A 20,245-nucleotide genomic window follows, 5' to 3' on the forward strand; every position below is an offset into this window, starting at 1 on the left:
CTTGGGCAGTCCCTTACCAACAGGAGACGGCGCCAGGCACCACTTTCGGACTGCCGGTCGGTGCTGAATGACGGACGAACGCGCAGGAGCAACACTGCTCTCCAAATATGCGGTTGACCGCCCCCTGAACGACACGTACCCCAAGGAGTTCACCGATGTTTGAGCGCCGTAGCTTGGCCGCCCAGGTCGCTGATTCCTTTCGTCAGCGAATCGGCGAGGACCTGCACCCCGGAGACAGGCTTCCAGGGGAAAAGGACTTGGCCGTCGAGTTAGGTGTCAGCCGGACAACCCTTCGAGATGCACTCCAACTGCTATGGAAGGAGGGAATCGTTGTCCGACGCCATGGCATCGGAACCTTCATCCGCGAGACAGGAGGGCCCGTACTGGTGAGTCTTTCCGACCTCGTAGCCCACAGGGACGTGATCCTTGCATCCGGGCACGAGCCAGCCATCGCCGAATTCGTGTTGACCCGATCAGTGCCTTCGCGAGACATCTCGTCGCTGATTGCGCTGGAAGACGGCGAAGAAGCGTGGAAAGTCGAAAGGGTCTTCTCGGTCGACGGCATTCGTGCAGTAAAAATCACTGACACGCTGCCCGTTAGCATCAACGGCGTCGCTCTCGATCTTGAACCACTCAAAGACATTGACGTGGACATGATTCACCTCCTCCAGGAACAGGCCCGGTGCCCTGTGCTCCTTCAGGACGGTGACCTGGACGTCGTACCCGCTTCCGAAGAACTCGCAACAGTATTTGATATCAAGCCAGACACCCCGCTCCTGAAGCTAACCCAGCTCAACTTCACAGACGAGGAACGGCCCTTTATGCATAGTGTGATCTACAACCGTTCGGATGTCATGAAGTTCAGGCTTATCCGCAGACCGTCGCACTAGCTAGTGCCGGTGTCACCGTTGCCCACACTTGAAAAGAGGGCAGCACTCCCGTAGCGCCGACACCCCCGGTGGACGGCCAGCGGGATGGGCGTACCGCCTCCCCTAGTGCGTGCCATGAACGGCTCGGACTGGACGAACAAAACATCAGGAGCAACGCAGCTCCAGCCAGATAGGTTAAGCCCAATGCCAGGACCAAACATTGTGTATATCCTCGCCGACGATATGGGGTACGGAGACCTGCCGTGCTTCAACAACCGATCACAGATTCCCACTCCCAACCTTGACCGACTCGCAGCACAGGGCATGCGCTTTACCGACGCCCACGCAACATCATCGGTCTGCTCTCCCAGCCGCTACAGTCTGCTCAGTGGCCAATATAACTGGCGATCCCGCCTCAAGTCCGGGGTGATCTGCCGGTGGGACGGCCCCGTTTTTGAGGATGGCGAAGTCACCGTCCCCAGTTTCCTGAAGTCTCAGGGTTACGACACGGCGTGCATCGGCAAATGGCATCTGGGCTGGAACTGGCCAACAACCACAGGTCGAAGCCCCAACCAGGTTTTGCCCTATGCAATCGACACCCCTGAAGTTGAGCTGCGCCGGGACGAATTCTGGAAAGAAATTGACTTCTCTGCACCGATCGCCGGGGGTCCCATTGAGCATGGTTTCGACACCTACTTCGGTGTAGACGTACCAAATTACCCGCCCTATTCGTGGTTCCAGGACGACCGGCTGACTGCTCAGCCGACTAGGCCCAAATCCGCCGTCATCTACGGTGACATCGGTCCCTCCGTTGAAAACTGGTCCCACGAAGCGATGCTTCCGGAGTTCACACGGCGGACCGTGGAGTACGTCGAGTCACACAGCAGCGATGCCAGCACGATAGGGAAAAATCCGTTCTTCCTCTTCCTTTCCCTGACCGCTCCCCACTCCCCCGTCAGCCCGGGGCCAGAATTCAGAGGTCGCAGCGGCATCGGCCCCTACGGTGACCTCGTTTCCGAAATCGACTGGCTTGTTGGTCAGGTCCTGGACGCGGTGGAGCGCTCAGGACTGGCCGATGACACACTGCTCATCTTCACCAGCGACAACGGACCTGAGCTGGGCACCAAGGACGATGAGGGGGCTTTCGAACGCGCCCGGCGCACCGGGCATTACAGCATGGGAGATCTCAGGGGGATCAAGCATGACGTTTGGGAAGGAGGCCACCGAGTCCCCTTCATTGCCTCATGGCCCGGCACAATTCCGAGCAACACGGTATGCAGTGAGCTGGTCAGCCTCATGGACCTTATGGCCACGTGCGCCGACATACTCCACGCCCCGCTGCCTTCCTCAGCCGGCCGGGACAGCATCTCCATGCTGCCTCTGTTGCAAGGCAACGCTGACCAGCCGTTGCGGGGCTCACTAGTCGGCCACTCGCGTAACGGGAAGTTCTCCATCCGGAAGGACGAATGGGTCTTCATCGACTCGCCGCCCTGTTCAGAAAATACGGAACCTGAATGGTTCCACACAGAACGCGGCTACCCGGACGATGACAGCGAAGCCGGCCTTTACAACCTGACCGAAGACATCTCGCAACGCGATAACAAACACTCGGACCAACCCGAAGTGGCACAGGTGCTGGGCCGGGAGCTGGAATCTGTTCGGTACATTGCTCCCAAGCGCAAAATCGCCCCATCCAGATCCAGCCCACAGTCATGATGAGCGCGCCAGCACCACGAACAGGATGCCTTACGCCGGCCAAAGAAGCCCAGGACCTGAAGATCAGAGTCCACAAGTATTCACCGGTGCCGTTGTACTTTCAAATCGCCGAGGCTATCTCCGCAGAGATACAGCTGAACCATCTGAACCACGGTGACAAGCTCAAGACCGAGCGGGAACTCGCACGGGAACTGGGAGTCTCACTCGGAACAGTCCGGCATGCCTTTCAACGCTTGGAAGACAACCATCTCGTGCATCGCAAGCAGGGATCCGGGACCTACATAGCCTGATGACCGCACCTTGGAAAGGAAAATCAGACGTGGATACCTCGTTCTTAGTGAAAGGCCCGCCCTCATGACGTCTGTGAAGAACTGCAGTCCCAGGGCTTGAAGCGCAATGAAACCAACTGTCATGCCAGTCCTTAGCGGTAAGAACCGCCTAAAAATTGCTTTACTCCTGGAGGAACACGGACTTCTCACCCCGACCGAACTGGCTCGGCTGCTTCACTGTACACAGGGTCACGTATCCAACGATCTGACAAGAATGCGCAGCCACGGGCTTGTCGCGGCCAGCGCTGAGGGTATTCACACCCGCTACCGGTTGCTGGAGACAGCTGCAGGCCGGATCGACGCCGCCGTTCGAAATTACAACACCGAAGAAACGATCATCGATGATGAACTTTTGCGCTGCCTCATCGAAAAGCGAACGGCTTCAAAGGGCCCTGCACCGGGCATGCCGGAACCAGCGGGCAACCAGGAGCGTAGGTCCGCGCCGCATCTTCAAACCGTCCATCATCCACTCCCTTGACCAGCCAACGACGTCTGCGAATTTTTCCAGTTAGTAAGCGCCGGAGCATCTCATCGCTACTACCGGCAGAGACATTTCATATCAGTGCACGGAGGAACCATGATGGTGACCGGATCCGGATCGCAGTCCATAGGAAAAAGCTGCTGCGCCCCGTCCCGCAAGAATGCAACACTAACCGCTGGGCAACCGCCCCTTGCCGGAGCGGCAGGCCGATTTGCAGAGCGTCCGCCACAAGTGCGCATCCCCGCTGGAACCTTCCTGATGGGCGATGCCTTTGATGAGGGCTATTCGAGCGACGGAGAAAGGCCAGTACACGCAGTTCACATAGATGCCTTCAGCATCGATTCCACCGCCGTCACCAACACCATGTTTGCCGAATTTGTGGCCGACACGGGATACCGCACGGATGCCGAAATTTTCGGATCCTCGGCCGTTTTCCACCTCCTCAAACGTGCGCCGCGTTCCAGCATTCTTGGCTTTGCCTCCGGCGCTCCCTGGTGGCTAAACATCCAGGGGGCTGACTGGGCCCACCCGGCCGGGCCCGCATCACACTGGAAGCACGTAGCGGATCACCCCGTTGTACACGCCTCACACAACGACTCCCTCGCATATTGCCGCTGGGCAGGACGACGTCTTCCGACCGAGGCCGAATGGGAATACGCAGCAAGAGGAGGCTTGGTGGGCCAACGCTACGCCTGGGGGAACGACCTCCGCGGCCCCTCAGGTGAACACCTCTGCAATATCTGGCAGGGCACCTTCCCCATCGAAAACACCACCGAGGACGGATTTGCCGGGACATCACCCGTCAAATCCTTCCCCGCCAACGGGTATGGGCTCTACGACGTCGCCGGGAACGTATGGGAATGGTGCGCCGATTGGTTCTTGCCGGGCTACTACCAGAACTCGCCCGCGACAAATCCTCAAGGACCAATCATCGGCGCAGGACGCGTGATGCGCGGTGGTTCCTATCTGTGTCACGACTCGTATTGCAACAGATACAGAGTGTCATCCCGGAGCTCAAACACTCCTGATTCCTCCAGCGGTAACTGCGGATTCCGAACCGTAGCCTTGCCTCCGGAACCACCGGCCTGAGCTGGCGAACAAATGGAAGACTCAACTGTGATCAACGAACCCACCGACCAGCCCTTCCAAAACAGAGCACGCTTCTCTTCTTGGCTCCTTAAGGGTGGCGCGGAGCCTGACCCCCGTTTCACGTTAGCCAACGAACGAACCTTCCTGGCATGGATCCGAACATCACTGGCCCTGCTCGCTGGCGGTGTCGCGGTCGAAGCATTCATGTCCGGGCTGTTTGCCCCGGAGTTGCGGAAGACCCTCTCCATCGTTCTGCTCACGATGGCACTGCTGATCAGTGCCGGGTCCTTGTTCAGATGGCTGAACGTCGAGCGCGCAATGCGTCGGAAGGCACCTTTGCCGCTACCTCTTATCACTCCTTTTTTAGCGCTGGGTGGCGCCGGCGTAGCCGCAGGCATGATCACGTTCGCGGCGATCCGCTAGAAGGCATCATTGACTACCGACTCCACCCGCCCGAGCCACGACGATCCCGGCCTGCAACCTGAACGAACTGACCTCGCGTGGAACCGGACAATGCTTTCAATGATGGCGTCGGCCGGCGTCTTTCTACGCTGGCTTCCCCAACACGGCTGGTTCGCCGGATGCCTGATAGCAACCGCCACAATCACCACGGTGGCAATCGGACTGGGACGGAAACGACGATTACAACGGGCCATCGAAGGCATCCATCAAGGCATCGTGCAACCCCCCGCCGCCACTGTGACTGCCTTAGCGGCCAGTGTCATCACCCTGTCATTACTAGGAATCTGCGCTATCTTGTTCAATTCTTTGGCAGTGTGAAGGGCGCAATTATAGCCGCGCTTGGCAGCACCTCCACCTCAGACGCTAATCAGGTGCAGGGTTGGTGACCCCATTTCGACCACATATCGAGGTGGCTTCTGGCGGCCCGTCTCACGGCGTGCCTGCATCTCTTGATAACTCCCGACGGGCCAGCGAGCTTCCTGATTGGACACTGTTCTCCACCCCAAAGCATGTTTGCGTGGCGTAGCCAAACAGGAGCACCGTCTTTCCGGAGTCGGGTTCAGCGGTATCCGGAAAGACGTGACGAGTCTGGCCAACTACACCCCAACCCGACATCAGGTTTGGGTGTGAACGCGGGTCAGAACAGGGTCCGCGGAGGCGTTAATGGACGGGTCCCGTGCATGCTCTTAGACTTCAGCCTGACGAACTGTGCGACCAGAACGGCCAGGCGCTGCCAGCGAGCAAGCTGCTGCGTGAAGTTTGACGGGGCGTTCCCGTTGCGTTCCAAAGTCCGATTCATGATCGGGTTCAACAGCACGTTGCGTGACCACCCCTACTCATCCTGACAGCCCGTGACATTAATGGGATCTTCATCTCACTCGGTGCTTCCTTGGGTCGGATCGTGCTTCGGCGCAGGCACCGCAGCAACAGTCAAGAGTGCAACAGCTTGTTGCACTTTTAGCGTCGCTGGTCCCGGCAATACTCGCTACCCGCTTGGGTGCTGCAACGTCACCTGACACTCAACCCACACCCTCATTAACCAGGTTATCGCCATGGCCGCGTCATCACGCTCAGAAAGCCCCGCAGATCTTCCGCGCCGGCTGCACCGCAAGCACCCACCCCGGCCCAGGAAAGATACCCCAGGACCTGGACGGGCCGCTCAGACCCGCTGCGTCCAAGACCAGTCATGTTGTTCTAAGCATGCCCGCCAATGAAGGTATGTGAGCAAACAATCCGAGGCGCACCCTGCACTTAGAAAAGCAGATTTAAGTGTGCAAAATGTGCACACCCTCTTTGGCCGGACAAACCCGGCAACCCGGCAATCGTTGCTGACTGACACTGGACCAGTTCGGAGCAGAATCTCACAAAACATTTGTCAAAGTCATGTCATCGGTACATGCACGGACCATGAAGTCGTGAACGGCCAACAGGGGCCGCCGCAACACCCACAAAGGATGACTGAATGACCCCACAACCCAGCCAGCGGAGCGCCCACCAGCCAGGGCACTGAACCCGCTCCCCCACCCAAACTGAACAGGCCGCACCCGGCGGCCAGGTACCATCCGGGACGACTAATCAGAGGCACGTGTCAAGCTTTGTACACACTTAAAAGCAAAAACCCCTCTGACGAGGGATTATGCCGTGCCCGAGGTGGGACTCGAACGCGATTCCCTGCCTTGTCATTGCTGGGAAGTCGCGGAAACCTGCGGAATCCGGGGCAGTCCGGCCGCTGTACGAGCCAGTCCGGGGCCAAAGGTGTGCACATTGTGCACACCTCCTTTTTACCCATACGGTTAGCCGGCTGGACGACGTCCCTGGCATGGGGATGCAGCGCACAGCGGGGCACGCGGAAAGTACGCATTGGTTGCCGGTGCTGGCTGTTGCCGAGCAAGACATTGGCATCAGATTTCCTCCTTTCGCGTGTTCATAGCGGTTCGAACAGACGGCGACATGACTTGGCGGCTCAGCGAACAACGGTTAGCTGACGGGCTCGCCCGCATGCGCGCCGACAACACATTTCAGATCCGCATCGACATGGCCCGAAGCGTCACCCTCCAGGTGTACGTGGGAGCAACTGGCATGAACGCAGACCCTGTCACTGCCCCCGAGCTACGACATACCTCCGCCTGGTCCCTCAGGAGAGTTACCGTAGTGCAGTTGCTGCAGAAGGGCAGCCAGTTGCCCGTCCACTTTGGGGATGCTGGTACCAAATCTGGCCCATTGCCCGCCGCACAGATGGCGACCCTCGTAGTCGCCGTTCCCGTACTGATACAGAATCCAAACATGTAAGTCCGAAAGAGGCGGATCCAGGAAGGGCGGCAAAAAATCGTTCACATTCGACGGCGGCATGTAGTGACTGAACTCGGCTGTCAGATTCTCCGGAGGCCCAAACGGGTACATCACCAGATGCTTGTGCGGGTACCCACTGAGCTTTTCGGCCAACGCTTGGATTCCGCCGTGCTGCTTCCTGGCTTTTTGCAGCGACTGTCCAAGTAACTGCCAAGGATCAACTGAAGAAGGACGGTGCACAACAGACCATTCGACGCGGTGGCGCCCGTCGGCTGGATGCCGGCATTGTTGAATGCAGTACGCCGTGACGCCACCGTCGAGCGCACCAAGGAAAAGCAGTGGGTTTGAAGCCCTGGCGGGGCCCAACGAATGCTCCGCTAACGGCGGCCAGTGTTCCTTGCAACAGTCGGCCGCTGTGAGCGCCACGACTTCTTCCTGGATCTCGTGCCATCGCTTTTTACCCGTCATTCCCAAGAGCGTGAACGGCACAGCAACCCGAACGCAGTGCGGTAGATCCAAAACAGGTACGGCGGTCAGATGCTGCCGCGCTTCCCGGGCCTTGCCAGGGACAGTAGTGATCACCTCAGCAACGTGCCGTCCCTCCATGGACAGGAGATCGGGCATGTTGTTCGCAGAGCCGTCATCGTAATGGCGGAGACCCAAGCCAAGCTCGGCTTCCAAAACGATTCTCGCGTGCTCTTCTTCCGGGCGAACCGACCATTCCCGTCCTGCCACTATCTTCCTCCCCCAACGATTCAGCCGTACGTTCCTGATCTCAACTTCCTCCCATGCTACGACGCATCGCCCCAAGCCCGATGGCCTCGTGCGATCAGCAACTTCAAAGTGTTTCCTGTGGCAACCGGCCTCCTGCGGCAGCGATCCAGGACGCATACCGGCTCTGGACTGTCATGCTGGGCAGCAATGACTACCCGACCGATTAGGACGCCCTGAAATTCGTCGCCTACTTCCAGTCGGCCCGTATTCGGGACCAGCTCATGGCCGACACCACAGCCATCGACCACCGTCGGCGGCAAGATCCGTGATCAGCGGGTAGATCTGTAGTGGTCATTTTGGGTTGATGTCCCTGGCCAGATGGGCAGCTGCTCGGCGCAGGACCTCGTTCTCCTGCTCCAGCAAACGGTTGCGCTTCTTCAGCTCGCGCATCTCGGCCGAAGAGCCACATCAATAACAGCCTGGCTGAACTCCGCCCCATAAGCCGTGGGCATGGTCAACATCCTTCCACGAGCACAGGCTCGCTAGGTCAAGGAGTCAACAAAACCCGGGGCAGTCCCCTGCACTCTTTGAACCCGCCGAGTACTCGTGCGGTCGATTGCCAGAACTGTTCTGTGGCTTTGATCGGAATCGTTTAGTCGCCCCGGCGCCCCTGTCCCACCGCATGTTCCCCCCAAGCCTGGACAGCGACCACACCCGTCCACTAATCACAAGCTTGATGCGATATGACGTGCCGGAAGGGATGGCCTTGAATCGAGGATGACGCCCATGGATGGTCTAACTAGTAGAACGGGCACGGCTAGACCGAAGCAAGCACTAGTCTGATTAATCGGAAAGTCGGGTCGCAGAAATTCAGGATGGATTTAGCACCTTGTGGATCTTGGTGCAGGTCAGCGTCCAACGTCGCAGGCGGCCCGGGAGTTGCCCCACCTCCCGATAGTGGCCGCACCGACGTCTCGGCGGTGTGGTCGCGGCTAAGTCCGGCAGTATCGTGAACGGGGTCGAGCAGTGCAGAAGTGACCGATCGAGGCCCCGCCGTCGAGGACCAATCCTGTCTCCGCGCGGCCACGGCTTGTTGGTCGCACCGTTTGACTCGTCCCCTTCAGGACGGAGTAGTAGATGCCCGGGCTCGGATCCTGCACGATGACCTGATGAAGGTTGGCGAATCGAGCCCACTTTCGTTCGGGGCTGGGCCGTCACGTTGCCTATCGATCACGGGGCGGTTTGGATCGAGGAACGTTAAGCGAGTGAAATGCCCCCATCCACGACCAGGGTGTGTCCGTTGACGTACGACGAAGCGTCTGATGCCAGGTACACCATGGCAGAGGCTATTTCTTCTGGTGTTCCGAGCCGTCGGCTTGGTGTCCGCGACATGTATTCGTCGTAGACCTCCGACGAAGACCGCATCCAACTGCTCATCGGAGTTTCGATGTAGCCAGGGGCAATCGCATTGACCCGCAGTCCCAGTGGACCCCATTCGACGGCGAGGCATGAAGTCAGGTGCGAGATGCCCGCCTTTGACACGGCGTAGTCGGCACAGTTCGGCCTGCCCTTCAATCCCGCATAGCTGGAGACGTTGATGATGGTTCCCTGGCCGATCTTGATCATTACCCGCGCGGCGGCCTGTGCTGCGAAGAAGGCGCCGCGCAGGTTCACTCCCATCGTGAGGTCCCAGGCCTCAGCAGTGATATCGATTGCCGGGGACCGCCTGAGCATTCCCGCGTTGTTGACCCAGCAATCCAGCCGTCCGGTTTGCGCCACAATCTCACCTGCCAAGGCCGCAACAGCGTCTATATCGGTGATGTCGATTTGTATGCTGGTAACTGAGTCCCTTCCGTTGTTCGCTTCCCGGGGAGTGTCCCGGTCAACGGCGAAAACTGAAGCGCCCTGGTTGACGAAAGCTTCGACTGCAGCGGCGCCAATGGCACCGTTAGCACCCGTTACGACGACTGTGTGGCTTTCAAATTGTTGAGTTCTAGCCTGCGGCGCGGTCATCGTACGGCACCTTCCATGTCCAGTGAGCCTGAGTTGTCGGTCCACAGTGGGGTGGGTCCACTGAGGTGCTGTTTAAACCAATCCGTCGCGGCCTTGCGGGTCTGTTCAAAATGGTCCGTGTAAACGGAGTAGTGGCCACCGGGTACCAACAGCTGTCGTTTGGGATGGTGGGCCCTTTGATATGCCTCCTGCTGTAGTCCGGATGGGGTGGTGACATCCGAGTCTGCGACGATCATGAGGAGAGGCGTGGGGGCGATTCTGGTAACGTACGTGCCGGGTTCATAGGTTCGGGCAAGCTCAAGAGATCGTACCGTCACCTCGTTTCTCCATGTGTCACAGACCTCGGACTGTCCCCCCATATATTCATAGGAGTCAGGACCGGGGTAGGCAACAGCAGCATGTGGATCTGCGCTGATCATAGGAATGGACTGGGCCGGCTCGCCGCGGAACCGCGCTTCCCGGTCTTCTTCAAACCACTGCTGCTGGGCAATAAGGTCTGTGGCCGAAGTACGTTGCCGCGCCGCCTGCCAGCCACTGATCGTTGGAACCTGGGAAACAACACATTTCACCCGCCGGTCTATGGCTGCAACCACCAGGGCATGTCCGCCGCTGTAGCTGCTGCCCCACAGGCCGATACGCTCGCCGTCGACATCACCCCGGGACCGAACATAACTGATAGCTCCCCGGAAATCCTCAACCTGACGGTAAGGATCAATTTCCTGCCGGGGCTCTCCGCCACTGGCGCCCAGATTGCGGAAGTCGAAGGTGAAAGCACCAAAGCCGGCATCTACGAAGGCGGCGGCATACTCTTCCAAGTCTCCGCCGGAGACCATGCCCCAACCGTGCGCCAAAACTATGGTCGGCCACGGGCTGCTTGAAGCATCTGGAGAGTAGAAAGTTCCACGGACTGTTGCCTCCTCGACAGAGAACTCCACGCGCTCCCCCCGAAGACCCGAGGGTGCAGAAAGGGAATCATCTATTGGCACGACACTCATCCTAAAAATCAACATAAATGAACAGTTGTTTAGAGACTAGCACTCATCGATTGCTCCGCCTAGCCCTCGCGGACATGAGGGTTACTGATCACCGTCCTCCCGCCAGGCAAGGCGCTGGGAATCCTTGGAGCTGATGGCCGGGGAAGCAGGAGTTCGGCTGGTGCCTGGAAATTGGGCTGTCGGCATGCCAGGCCTGATGCAGTTTGCTTTGCGTGCCCCACGATCGCACAAGTGCGATGCAGGGAGAGGAACGGGCGACAGCGATTTCGCTTCCCGTCCACAGGGGCTTTGCCCGGTCCGAATACTTCGTGAGGCTGGTGCGAACCGTCCATGGACGCGTGAGCCCTTGAACCTGGCGACGCCCAGCGCCGACTTCACGTTGAGCAGGCCGGAGTCAGCAAAGACGGGTGTCGGTGATTCCTAGTGTCCGAGAATGTGCCAGATGACCTGGAGATATTCTCTGACTACCGTTTCCGGATCGAGTGATGCCGTTTCGGGGCGAGGTTCAGCACTTGCTGAGTCACAGAGGACGAGGATTGCTCGTGCCTGAATTTCCGTACGGGCAGCGGCGTTTTCGCTTCTTAGTTGGGCAACTTCAGCGCGAATCGCCTCGTAGTAGCTGGCTCTGGCCTGCCTTAGGAGGGCGACAGTGTTGGGGTCGACAACCTGCAGAATGGTCTCGTTCATGAGCAGGGTGTCACTTGCCGCGGCGACGGCGCGGTTCTCCATCTGAAACTTGATATGCCTCCGGCATAGGCCCTTCAGTCGCGCATCCCGGCCTGGCGAATCCTGAGGGACCACCACGTCCAGCAGAAACTTCCGGTAAGCCCTGGCGAGGGCTGCAGAAAGGATCGCTTCCTTGGAGTCGAAATGCGCGTAGACGGCCCCCGGGGTGATTTTCACGGCGGCGGCCAGGGACCGTATGGTAGTTGCCTTGAAGCCGTCGGAGGCGAAAGCCGGCATAGCTGCAGCGAGGAGCCTCTCCCTGGTGTCCTTTCGCTCTTCAACTGACCCCGCGCTGGCCTCAGTCAAGCCTGTGATCAGCGATGAGAGCTCGTCACTTACCCCCTGCAAGCCCTCTTCGGCAATTGCGTMAAGAGTCATAACATTGCTTCCTTTTGTTTCTAACCGAACATGCGTTCAAGTACAGGATAGCCCCCGGCCCGGCCGACGAGGCACAAGGAACCCGGCCGCTGACGGCGTCCGGACATTCGCCATCGACCATTGACGGGCTATCTAAACTAATGTTCAATTAGTTTGAGTCGCCCAGGCGTAGGTCGACGATCCCCCTCGTGAAGCAAAGGAGCATCATGGCGAACATTGACTGGAATCGGGTGTCCAAAGGCGTTTCCCGTGAGAACGAAAAGATGATCTGGCGGCCGTACGGCATCCCGACGGTGATGGACCTGGAATCCACGTGTTTCCACGATGCGCCGATTTCTGAGCCGTGGAGCGAAGTGCCGCAGGAAATGATTGTATCCGTAGCCATTACTGGGGCATTTTTCCGCCACGACCAGAACCCGAACCAGCCCCTGACCACCGAGGCCATTCTGGCTTCGGCCCGTGAGGTCGCTGCTGCCGGTGCCAGTGCCGTGCATATCCACGTCCGTGACGATGACGGCTACAATGTCCTGTCCCCGGAACGCTTTGAAGCCGTAATCCAGCCCCTGCACGATGAGTTTCCTGATGTGCCCGTGGACGCCTGCTTGGTCCCGGCGCTGGATGGTGAATGGGACAAGATGAACCAGGTACTTGAGTCCGGGCTTCTTGATGCAGCCCCCATTAACACCACTGCCACCTACGTCGGCGATTCCCTTTTCGTCAAGCCCACTCCGATCCTGTTGGAAAAGACCCGCAGGATCCTTGAAGCAGGATCGGTGCCGGAAATCGCTGTTTACACCGATGCCGACGTTTCCAACGCCGACAGGTACCTGTTCAAATCGGGACTGTTGAAGAGCGGTGCAGTGTGGCTGGTCCTCCCTGCCCTGCCGGGATGCAGCCCCATGGAGAACCCGCGCCAGATGATCTCCGGCCTTACCCGTACTGTTGAAGCCATCCGCGACGTCGATCCGGAGGCTGTGATCATGGTCTGCGCCGCCGGCCGGGCCTCGACGTACCTGGCCACCCTGGCCGCCGTCATGGGCTTGCACATCCGCGTCGGCATGGAAGACACCTATTTCAAGTGGCCACACCGCGATGACCGCATTGAAAGCAACCTTGAGGCTCTCCGTTTGGCGCAGCAGCTAGCGGAAGTCGTCGGCCGCCGGGTCGCAACGCCTTCCGAAGCTCGGGCCATCATGGGCCTGAAGGAACGGACCGCAACAGCGCAGCCCGCTCAGTAGAGGCTCATGCATCCCCCTGTCTTTCAAAGGAGATAGATATGGAACTAAAGGGAACGGCCGCAATTGTCACGGGGGCAGGTTCGGGTCTCGGACTTGCCACGTTGCGCCGCCTCCTCTCCGAGGGCTGCGACGTGGTGGCCATCGACAGGAATATTGACGGGCTGAAGGACATCGGGGCGGACCTGAAAGCTGTTATCGCTGCAGATGTTACGTCCGCTGATGAGCTGGAGGCGGCATTCGAGCAGGCGGCTAGCGCCTGCGGCGAGATCCGGATCCTCGTCCACTGCGCCGGGGTCCTCGGCAACGGCGCAGTGCTGAGCCCCAGCAGGGGAACCCTGCCGCTGCAACGGTTCGCCGACGTCATCGCCGTGAACCTCACAGGCACCTTCAACAGCATTCGGCTGGCCGCGGAGCACATGCAGACGCTTCCGCCACTGGAGGACGGAGAACGGGGGGTCCTCATTACGACCGCTTCGATCGCAGCGTGGGATGCCCTTTCGGGCCAGGCTGCTTATGCAGCCAGCAAGGGCGGTGTGGCAGCTATGACCCTTCCGCTTGCCCGCGAACTTGCAGTGCACGGGATCAGGGTGATGAGCATCGCTCCTGGCATGTTCAGTACCGCATTGCTGGACAACATCCCCGACGAGACACTGGAGCACCTGGTTGCCGACGTGCCTTTCCCCCGGCGTGCGGGGCATGGTGACGAATTCGCTGAGCTGGCCGCGGCCATCGTCCACAACAAAATGCTAAACGGGGAGGTCATCCGACTCGACGGGGCCTTGCGGATGCGCAACCCGGACCGGCATGACGGCAGGTAGCAGTGACCGCTTATCGCGGTCACCCGGCAGAGGAAGGAACCACCATGAACGGTGCTGCCTACAACGGTGAGGAAGTCCCGCAAGGCCAACCACTCAGCGGGTTGATGCAGGACTGGCCCCTGACGCTGGACCGGATTCTGCGGCGAATGGAAACCGCAACCGCATCTGCGACGCTGTCCGTTGCAACGGATTCAGGAACAGCACGATATTCTTTCCGCGAAACAGCGCTCCGGGCACGGCAGCTTGGCGCGGCACTTCACGGGTACGGTATCGGACAGGGCGAGCGGGTGGCGTCCATCGGCTTCAACACCCGCCAGCATCTGGAGTTGTTCCTGGGGGTGCCCGCCAATGGAACGGTGTTGCACACGGTGAATCCACGGCTGAGCGAAGATCACCTCGAATACGTCATAGGGCACGGGGGCAGCCGCCTGGTCTTCGTCGATGCCCTGGTCGCCGGGCAGGTCATCCCGTTACTTAGGCGATCACCCCGGGTCGAACAGATCATACAAATCGAAACCGACGAATACGAGGAGTTCCTTGGTTCTGCACGCTCAAATCCCGGAGCGTCGGTGCCGCTGAATGAGCGGCAGGCAGCAGCACTCTGCTATACCAGCGGCACGACCGGGTTGCCGAAGGGTGTGTTGTACTCTCACCGTTCAAATTTCCTGCACGCACTCGGCATCTGTCTGGCTGACGGAATGGGCGTGGGAAGCAGGGACACCATCCTGCCTATCGTGCCTCTGTTCCATGCCAACGCCTGGGGCTTGCCCCACGCAGCGGGGTTGACGGGCGCCAACATCGTGCTGCCGGGCAGGGACACGTCCGGGGACGCCCTGGCGCGCCTCATCCATGCCGAAAAGGTCACGTTTACCGCTGGTGTTCCCACGGTACTGAGCTCGCTGCTGGAAGCGGCCAACCGGAATCCCGGGGTTTTGGATTCACTGGAAACCGCCGTTACCGGCGGTGCGCCGATGACGAAGTCGCTGTTTGACGGGTTTGCCCGCCATGGAGTGACTGTGTTGCAGGGATGGGGTATGACGGAGACCAGCCCCAACGTGTCGCTCTCCAGGCCGCCCCGGGAAACGGACGGGACTGCCCAGGCAATTCCCTACCTGCTGAGCGCCGGACGGCTGAACGCCATGGTCGATGCCCGTTTGGTCGATGCCGACGGGAAGGAGCTGCCCTGGGATGGCTCCTCGGCCGGGGAAATCCAGCTGTCCAGCCCCCATGCCGCGTCCGGCTACTTCCGCAACCCGGCCGCGGGAGACGAGCTAATGGACGGGCCGTGGCTCCGCACCGGTGATCTCGCGACGATCGACTCCTGCGGGTACGTACGGCTAAAAGACCGGATGAAGGATCTTATCAAGTCCGGAGGCGAGTGGATTCCGACCGCTGAACTAGAGGAAGTCATCCGTTCCAGTCCCCGAGTCGTCGATGTCGCTGTCGTAGCCCGGCCCGATGAACGATGGGGGGAGCGCCCGGTGGCCTTCGTGGTCGCACAGGCGGGATCCTCGATCGATGTCGCCGAGCTCAGGGGCTGCCTCAAGAGTCGCGTTCCCGGCTGGTGGATCCCTGACACGTTTGAGGTCATCGACAGTCTGCCGCTCACGTCTGTGGGCAAAGTCGACAAGAAGGCGCTCCGCAACCAGGTCAGTGCCGTATAGTGCGCTACCAGGTGATCAACAGAAAGTCTCCGCACCCTATGTGGGTGCGGAGACTTTCTGTTGGGTGAAGCCGTGTCCGGCATCCGCCGTTCCGTTTAGCTCAGCACGGCGTCCGCTTCGATTTCCACCAGGAGCTGGGCCGTGGCCAGGGACTGGACATGCAGGACTGCGGTTGCCGGCCGGATTCCGCTGAAAACCTCCCCGTGGATGCGCCCCACGGCTTCGAGGTCGGACATGTTGGTGAGGTAGATCCGAGTGCGGATGACGTCCTCAAAGGAGCCACCTGCCTCTTTCAGGGCGTCCCCGATGCGGTTGAATATTTCGCGGGTCTGGGCTGCGACATCGTCGCCGCCCACGGGCCCCGTGCCGGTATTGGCCGTGATGCCGGCAACGGCGACGTGCTTACCGATTCTGACGGCGCGGGAATAGCCCAGTAGGGACTCCCCTGTTGATCCTGATGAGATGTTTTGACGTTGGGACATTGTCGCTCCTTTTGTGGTGGCGGGCATGTAAAGAGCCGGTCGCCCGGTAGTGAAAGAGGGATAAGGAATGAGGAGCCCCTGCATCGGCATTTTGCGGACGCGGGGGCTCCTCAACGGTGGAGAAGGTGTCGGGGTGAACTTAGTGCTCAGGCAAGAACCGTGGAGCCCTCGTAGAGGAGTTCCGCGCGCGGGACGTTCCAGTGTTCAGCGACCAGGGAAAAGAACGGTTCGGTGTAGAGGATGCGTTCGGGCGGGAATACTCCTGCCGGCAGATCCCGTCCCATGGTGGTGGCCACGGTGACTGCGAAAGGGACACCGGTGCCGATGGCCATCGGTTCGGGTTTGTTGCGGGTAGCGGCGAACTGGGTGACACGCTGCCCATCGCTGCGCCCAGTCGCAGCGACAAAGTAGATGGGAAGGTCCTCCACCCCAGGGTACTGCGACGCATCCCGGGAGGCCTGGGCCCGGACCGTGGCGTCGCGGGCGACCAGGAGGTCGACGGCCTGACCCACCGTCAGCTCGCCGGATTCAATGCGTGCTTTGTAGATGCTGAATTCGGCGGCCCGCTCTGGGGTCACAAGGCAGAGGCTTCGGCAATCCCCCTTCAGCCTGAAGCTGCCGCGGAAGGTGATGGGTTCGGGATGGCCCACGATGTAGCCGCTGCCCTTACCCAGGCCCGGGATGTCGATGGGGTACGGGACGAGTGCGGGCATCTGGGCGTATTCACCGCCGTCCAGAACTGTCACCGTGCCGGTGATTTGTTCAAAGAAGTGCTCAAGTGCAGCCTGGCTTTGGCCTTTGAAGGACCGCAGAAGGTCCCAGTCCTGGTAACTACTGTTGAAGGACCATGCTGAGGTTACGTCTTCGATGTCGGTCAGTCCTCGGGTTGCCAGGACGCCGAGCATGTTCATGAATCCCGGACTCGCCCCGGCGCCGACGATCGCCGTGACGCCGGCGGCCTTGGCCTCGGCGTCCAACCCCAGCATCTCCAGGGTTGGCTCCGGATCGTCGCAAATGTCGTAATACCTGGTCCCGGTGGCGATCGCCGCCTTCAGGATCGGGACACCGAAGCGAAAAAACGGACCCACGCTGTTCATGACCACGTCAAAGCCGGCGAGGACTTCACGAAGCCGGGCATCGTCAGTTACATCCAGTTCAAGGGCGGATGCATTAATGCCGGCGAGCTTGAGCTCGTTGGCAACGGCTTCGGCTGCGGCCCTGTTCCGGTCCGCTACGACGATCTCGTCCGGCGTGGACACCTGCGCAAGGGTGCTGAGGGCCAGGTGGCCCATGGCCCCGGATCCCCCCAATGCCAGTATTTTCATTGCTTCTCCTCGAGGTCAAGCGGCTAAAGTATCTAAACAAACGTATGTTTAAGTTCTAGCCGCTACAGCACCGTAAGGCAAGGCCCTCCCGGTGGCTGCTTCATGAAAAATCTCATTCGAAACCGGGCCTTTACACGAGACCCATCTAACTGTACGTTTGTTTACGTAGCATTGAATCTGTGAGGAGCATCACCATGATCGACATAGCCACTTTGAAGCCCATTATCAGCGGGGACGAATACCAGTCGGGTTCCGACCTGGACGTTTACGAACCGGCCACGGGCAACGTTATCGGTGGCATTCTGGATGTGGGCGTTGAGGGCGTGGAAGCAGCCGTGGCCAGCGCCAAGAAGGCCGGCCTCTCCTGGCGGGCAACCACACCGAAGGATCGTGCAGTCAAGCTGCTCGCCATCGCCGACGCCATCGACGCCAACGCCGAGCAGCTGGGCACGTTGGAATCCCGCGACGTGGGAAAGCCCTTGGCTGACGCGATCGCGGAAATGCACTCCGCAGCCGACAAGTACCGGTTCTTTGCAGGCGCGGCCCGATCGATGACCACTCCTGCCCCCGGCGAGTACAAGCCCGGCATTACCAGTTTCGTCCGCCGCGAACCTGTCGGCGTCGTGGCCGCCCTGACTCCGTGGAATTACCCTATGGGCCTTACCAGCTGGAAAATCGCCCCTGCCCTGGCAGCAGGCAACACCGTCGTGCTTAAGCCGCCGACAGAGGCCTCACTGACCACGCTCTTCCTCGCCCGGCTCATCGCCGACATTCTCCCCGCCGGCGTCCTGAACGTCGTCACGGGCCGCGGCTCCGGAGTGGGCGCAGCCCTCGCCGGACACAAGGACGTCGGCCTTGTCTCCCTCACAGGCGGAACCTCAACTGGCAAGACCATCATGCGCCAGGCCGCCGACACCATGAAGATTGTCCACCTCGAACTCGGCGGCAAGGCCCCGGTCCTGGTCTTCAACGACGCGGACCTGGAGAAGTTCACCGCAACGATGAAGGGCGCCATCTACCGCAACTCCGGCCAGGACTGCACCGCGGCGACCCGCATCTACGCCCACGAGAGCATTAAGGACGAAGTCGTGGAGCGCGTATCTCACATCGCGAATTCCCTTGTGATTGGCAACGGCTTTGTTGATCCGTCGGTGGAGATGGGCCCCGTGGTTTCCCAGCGGCAGCAGGAGGTCGTGGCAGGATTCGTTGACCGGGCACGGGCCACCGGACACATCCGGGTAGCTGCCGGCGGCGGAAGGCCGGATCTCAGCGGCGCGTACTACTCCCCCACCGTTGTCACCAACGTGCGACAGGAGGACGAGATCGTCCAGGAAGAAATCTTCGGGCCGGTCGTATCGGTCAGCTCCTTCTCCACCGACGAGGAAGCCGTCGTCAAAGCCAACGGCGTCGCCTACGGCCTGGCCGCGTCTGTCTGGACGAAGGACGTGGACCGGGCACTCGTCAGCTCCGCCCTGATCGAGGCGGGCACGGTCTGGGTCAACGACCACGGCCCCACCACTGCGGAAATGCCCTTCGGCGGATACAAGCAGTCCGGGGTCGGCCGCGACCTGTCGATCCACGCTATCGAAGAGCACATGCACCTCAAACACGTAGCGATCTCCCATGGCCGCGCACTCTGAGCTTCCGGAAGGGGTAGACCTCATGAGCATCACCAATGACCCATCCCTGTCCCCTTCTACCCAAGACCGAATCAATAAGATCATCGCTGAAATGGACACGCCGGAGCTGCGGGGTGACCTGAAAATCACTTCCCTCTCCGGCGGGGCAAGCAATGTCAACGTCCGCATCGACTCGCCTGCCGGTTCCTACGTGCTGCGGGTCTGCGCTCCCGATGCCCAGCGCTGGGGAGTGGACCGAAAGGCGGCCCTCATCGCCCAGCACGACGCAGCAGCGCTGGGCTTGGCCCCCACGATCGTGGCCTCGCTGCTCCCGGAAGGGCACTTCCTTTCTGAGTACATCGCCTCCACTCCGGTGAACTCCGACGTGGTCCGCACAGAGAAGCTGATCCCCCTGGTGGCCCACACTCTGCTGGAACTGAAGAAGGGATCCACGACAGCCCGTGACTTCTCACCGTTCGATGATCTCCGCACCTTTGTGGAGCTCGGAGACGCCGAAGGAGCAAATGCTCCCGAGGACCTGGAAATCCTGCTGGCTGCCTGCTTCAGGATCGAAGCCCTTTTCGCCAACTCCCAGGCGCCGCGTGGTTTCTGCCACAGCGACCTGGTCCCGCAGAACTTCCTCCTCCTCCAGGACCGGCTCATGATGGTCGACTTCGACTACGCGGGTAACGGATGGGTAGCCTTTGAGCTGGGCTCTTTCGCCTGCCAGGCCGAGCTGAGCGATGAGGAAACCGAGCTGTTCCTTTCCAGCTATGACCCGAAATTCGGCGATGGCGAGCGGGCCCGCGTCGCACTCATGCGGCTGGTCGCCGGGGTGCGTGACGGGGCCTGGGCACTAATGGCAGAACCCATCCTCGGAAACGAGACCGTCCCGCTCGATGGGTGGACATACCAGAAGTACGCCCAGAACAACTTCGCGCAGGCCCGCGCCGTCATCGATAGCGGCGACTTCGCACGGTACCTGAAAGAGGCACGGAATGTCTCGCCACAAGCACGCATCTGAATGCACCCCCGTTG

At 60.3% G+C, this 20,245-nt stretch carries 18 protein-coding genes; 12 read left to right on the forward strand and 6 right to left on the reverse strand.

Annotation, left to right across the window (positions count from 1 at the left end; translation table 11 throughout):
• The first annotated feature begins 155 nt into the window (after positions 1 to 155).
• From AC1DCM_RS00980 to AC1DCM_RS01010, 7 genes are all read left to right on the forward strand, one after another.
• The gene (locus tag AC1DCM_RS00980) at positions 156 to 890 is read left to right on the forward strand and encodes a GntR family transcriptional regulator (protein WP_442016873.1); all 735 of its coding nucleotides are present in this window, start codon (positions 156 to 158) and stop codon (positions 888 to 890) included.
• A 183-nt stretch (positions 891 to 1,073) separates the two neighbouring features.
• Positions 1,074 to 2,585, forward strand: coding sequence for a sulfatase family protein (locus tag AC1DCM_RS00985; protein WP_442016872.1), 1,512 nt, complete (start codon positions 1,074 to 1,076; stop codon positions 2,583 to 2,585).
• Positions 2,586 to 2,671: 86 nt separating this feature from the next.
• Positions 2,672 to 2,875, forward strand: a complete 204-nt coding sequence (locus AC1DCM_RS00990; protein ID WP_477516974.1) for a GntR family transcriptional regulator — start codon at positions 2,672 to 2,674, stop codon at positions 2,873 to 2,875.
• A 121-nt stretch (positions 2,876 to 2,996) separates the two neighbouring features.
• Positions 2,997 to 3,392 carry an ArsR/SmtB family transcription factor gene (locus AC1DCM_RS00995; protein ID WP_442016870.1) on the forward strand — a complete coding sequence of 132 codons (396 nt, stop codon included), beginning with the start codon at positions 2,997 to 2,999 and terminating at the stop codon, positions 3,390 to 3,392.
• Between the two features lie 102 nt (positions 3,393 to 3,494).
• The gene (locus AC1DCM_RS01000) at positions 3,495 to 4,484 is read left to right on the forward strand and encodes a formylglycine-generating enzyme family protein (protein WP_442016948.1); all 990 of its coding nucleotides are present in this window, start codon (positions 3,495 to 3,497) and stop codon (positions 4,482 to 4,484) included.
• Positions 4,485 to 4,496: 12 nt separating this feature from the next.
• Complete coding sequence (locus AC1DCM_RS01005; RefSeq protein WP_442016869.1) at positions 4,497 to 4,907, forward strand: YidH family protein; 411 nt, start codon at positions 4,497 to 4,499, stop codon at positions 4,905 to 4,907.
• Between the two features lie 9 nt (positions 4,908 to 4,916).
• The gene (locus tag AC1DCM_RS01010) at positions 4,917 to 5,264 is read left to right on the forward strand and encodes a DUF202 domain-containing protein (protein WP_442016868.1); all 348 of its coding nucleotides are present in this window, start codon (positions 4,917 to 4,919) and stop codon (positions 5,262 to 5,264) included.
• A 1,791-nt stretch (positions 5,265 to 7,055) separates the two neighbouring features.
• Here the strand turns inward: AC1DCM_RS01010 and AC1DCM_RS01015 are convergent.
• The 4 genes from AC1DCM_RS01015 to AC1DCM_RS01030 all read right to left on the reverse strand — a co-directional run bounded on the left by AC1DCM_RS01015 (position 7,056) and on the right by AC1DCM_RS01030 (position 12,061).
• Positions 7,056 to 7,970 carry a hypothetical protein gene (locus AC1DCM_RS01015; RefSeq protein ID WP_442016867.1) on the reverse strand — a complete coding sequence of 305 codons (915 nt, stop codon included), beginning with the start codon at positions 7,968 to 7,970 and terminating at the stop codon, positions 7,056 to 7,058.
• Between the two features lie 1,236 nt (positions 7,971 to 9,206).
• A complete protein-coding gene (locus AC1DCM_RS01020; RefSeq protein ID WP_442016866.1) occupies positions 9,207 to 9,962 on the reverse strand; it encodes an SDR family NAD(P)-dependent oxidoreductase in 756 nt (251 codons plus the stop codon).
• Positions 9,959 to 10,948: an alpha/beta hydrolase gene (locus AC1DCM_RS01025; protein ID WP_442016865.1), complete on the reverse strand. Its 990-nt coding sequence runs from the start codon at positions 10,946 to 10,948 to the stop codon at positions 9,959 to 9,961. Before AC1DCM_RS01025 ends, AC1DCM_RS01020 begins: the two co-directional genes overlap by 4 nt.
• 429 nt (positions 10,949 to 11,377) lie before the next feature.
• Complete coding sequence (locus AC1DCM_RS01030; RefSeq protein WP_477516975.1) at positions 11,378 to 12,061, reverse strand: TetR/AcrR family transcriptional regulator; 684 nt, start codon at positions 12,059 to 12,061, stop codon at positions 11,378 to 11,380.
• 206 nt (positions 12,062 to 12,267) lie between these two features.
• On the opposite strand from AC1DCM_RS01030, the gene AC1DCM_RS01035 reads away from it, so the two are divergent.
• Genes AC1DCM_RS01035 through AC1DCM_RS01045 form a run of 3 tightly spaced genes read left to right on the forward strand, consistent with a single transcriptional unit; the run spans position 12,268 to position 15,781 of the window.
• Complete coding sequence (locus tag AC1DCM_RS01035; RefSeq protein ID WP_442016863.1) at positions 12,268 to 13,299, forward strand: beta-keto acid cleavage family enzyme; 1,032 nt, start codon at positions 12,268 to 12,270, stop codon at positions 13,297 to 13,299.
• A 38-nt stretch (positions 13,300 to 13,337) separates the two neighbouring features.
• Positions 13,338 to 14,117 carry an SDR family NAD(P)-dependent oxidoreductase gene (locus AC1DCM_RS01040; RefSeq protein ID WP_442016862.1) on the forward strand — a complete coding sequence of 260 codons (780 nt, stop codon included), beginning with the start codon at positions 13,338 to 13,340 and terminating at the stop codon, positions 14,115 to 14,117.
• Between the two features lie 44 nt (positions 14,118 to 14,161).
• A complete protein-coding gene (locus AC1DCM_RS01045; protein ID WP_442016861.1) occupies positions 14,162 to 15,781 on the forward strand; it encodes a long-chain-fatty-acid--CoA ligase in 1,620 nt (539 codons plus the stop codon).
• 95 nt (positions 15,782 to 15,876) lie between these two features.
• Here AC1DCM_RS01045 and AC1DCM_RS01050 read toward each other — a convergent pair whose 3' ends face one another.
• Both AC1DCM_RS01050 and AC1DCM_RS01055 read right to left on the reverse strand, forming a co-directional pair.
• Complete coding sequence (locus tag AC1DCM_RS01050; RefSeq protein WP_442016860.1) at positions 15,877 to 16,263, reverse strand: RidA family protein; 387 nt, start codon at positions 16,261 to 16,263, stop codon at positions 15,877 to 15,879.
• Between the two features lie 146 nt (positions 16,264 to 16,409).
• Positions 16,410 to 17,588 carry a saccharopine dehydrogenase family protein gene (locus AC1DCM_RS01055; protein WP_442016859.1) on the reverse strand — a complete coding sequence of 393 codons (1,179 nt, stop codon included), beginning with the start codon at positions 17,586 to 17,588 and terminating at the stop codon, positions 16,410 to 16,412.
• A gap of 194 nt (positions 17,589 to 17,782) precedes the next feature.
• On the opposite strand from AC1DCM_RS01055, the gene AC1DCM_RS01060 reads away from it, so the two are divergent.
• Together AC1DCM_RS01060 and AC1DCM_RS01065 are read left to right on the forward strand one after the other, a co-directional pair.
• Positions 17,783 to 19,228 carry an aldehyde dehydrogenase family protein gene (locus AC1DCM_RS01060; protein WP_442016858.1) on the forward strand — a complete coding sequence of 482 codons (1,446 nt, stop codon included), beginning with the start codon at positions 17,783 to 17,785 and terminating at the stop codon, positions 19,226 to 19,228.
• A gap of 22 nt (positions 19,229 to 19,250) precedes the next feature.
• Positions 19,251 to 20,231, forward strand: a complete 981-nt coding sequence (locus AC1DCM_RS01065) for a phosphotransferase (protein ID WP_442016857.1) — start codon at positions 19,251 to 19,253, stop codon at positions 20,229 to 20,231.
• Positions 20,232 to 20,245: the final 14 nt, after the last annotated feature.

It is taken from the genome of Paenarthrobacter sp. 10N417 (assembly GCF_056394745.1).

Coding starts and splice junctions, on each gene's coding strand:
- AC1DCM_RS00980 (WP_442016873.1), top strand. CDS start 156: ATGTTTGAGCGCCGTAGCTTGGCCGCCCAGGTCGCTGATTCCTTTCGT.
- AC1DCM_RS00985 (WP_442016872.1), top strand. CDS start 1,074: ATGCCAGGACCAAACATTGTGTATATCCTCGCCGACGATATGGGGTAC.
- AC1DCM_RS00995 (WP_442016870.1), top strand. CDS start 2,997: ATGCCAGTCCTTAGCGGTAAGAACCGCCTAAAAATTGCTTTACTCCTG.
- AC1DCM_RS01000 (WP_442016948.1), top strand. CDS start 3,495: ATGGTGACCGGATCCGGATCGCAGTCCATAGGAAAAAGCTGCTGCGCC.
- AC1DCM_RS01005 (WP_442016869.1), top strand. CDS start 4,497: ATGGAAGACTCAACTGTGATCAACGAACCCACCGACCAGCCCTTCCAA.
- AC1DCM_RS01020 (WP_442016866.1), bottom strand. CDS start 9,962: ATGACCGCGCCGCAGGCTAGAACTCAACAATTTGAAAGCCACACAGTC.
- AC1DCM_RS01035 (WP_442016863.1), top strand. CDS start 12,268: ATGGCGAACATTGACTGGAATCGGGTGTCCAAAGGCGTTTCCCGTGAG.
- AC1DCM_RS01040 (WP_442016862.1), top strand. CDS start 13,338: ATGGAACTAAAGGGAACGGCCGCAATTGTCACGGGGGCAGGTTCGGGT.
- AC1DCM_RS01045 (WP_442016861.1), top strand. CDS start 14,162: ATGAACGGTGCTGCCTACAACGGTGAGGAAGTCCCGCAAGGCCAACCA.
- AC1DCM_RS01050 (WP_442016860.1), bottom strand. CDS start 16,263: ATGTCCCAACGTCAAAACATCTCATCAGGATCAACAGGGGAGTCCCTA.
- AC1DCM_RS01055 (WP_442016859.1), bottom strand. CDS start 17,588: ATGAAAATACTGGCATTGGGGGGATCCGGGGCCATGGGCCACCTGGCC.
- AC1DCM_RS01060 (WP_442016858.1), top strand. CDS start 17,783: ATGATCGACATAGCCACTTTGAAGCCCATTATCAGCGGGGACGAATAC.
- AC1DCM_RS01065 (WP_442016857.1), top strand. CDS start 19,251: ATGAGCATCACCAATGACCCATCCCTGTCCCCTTCTACCCAAGACCGA.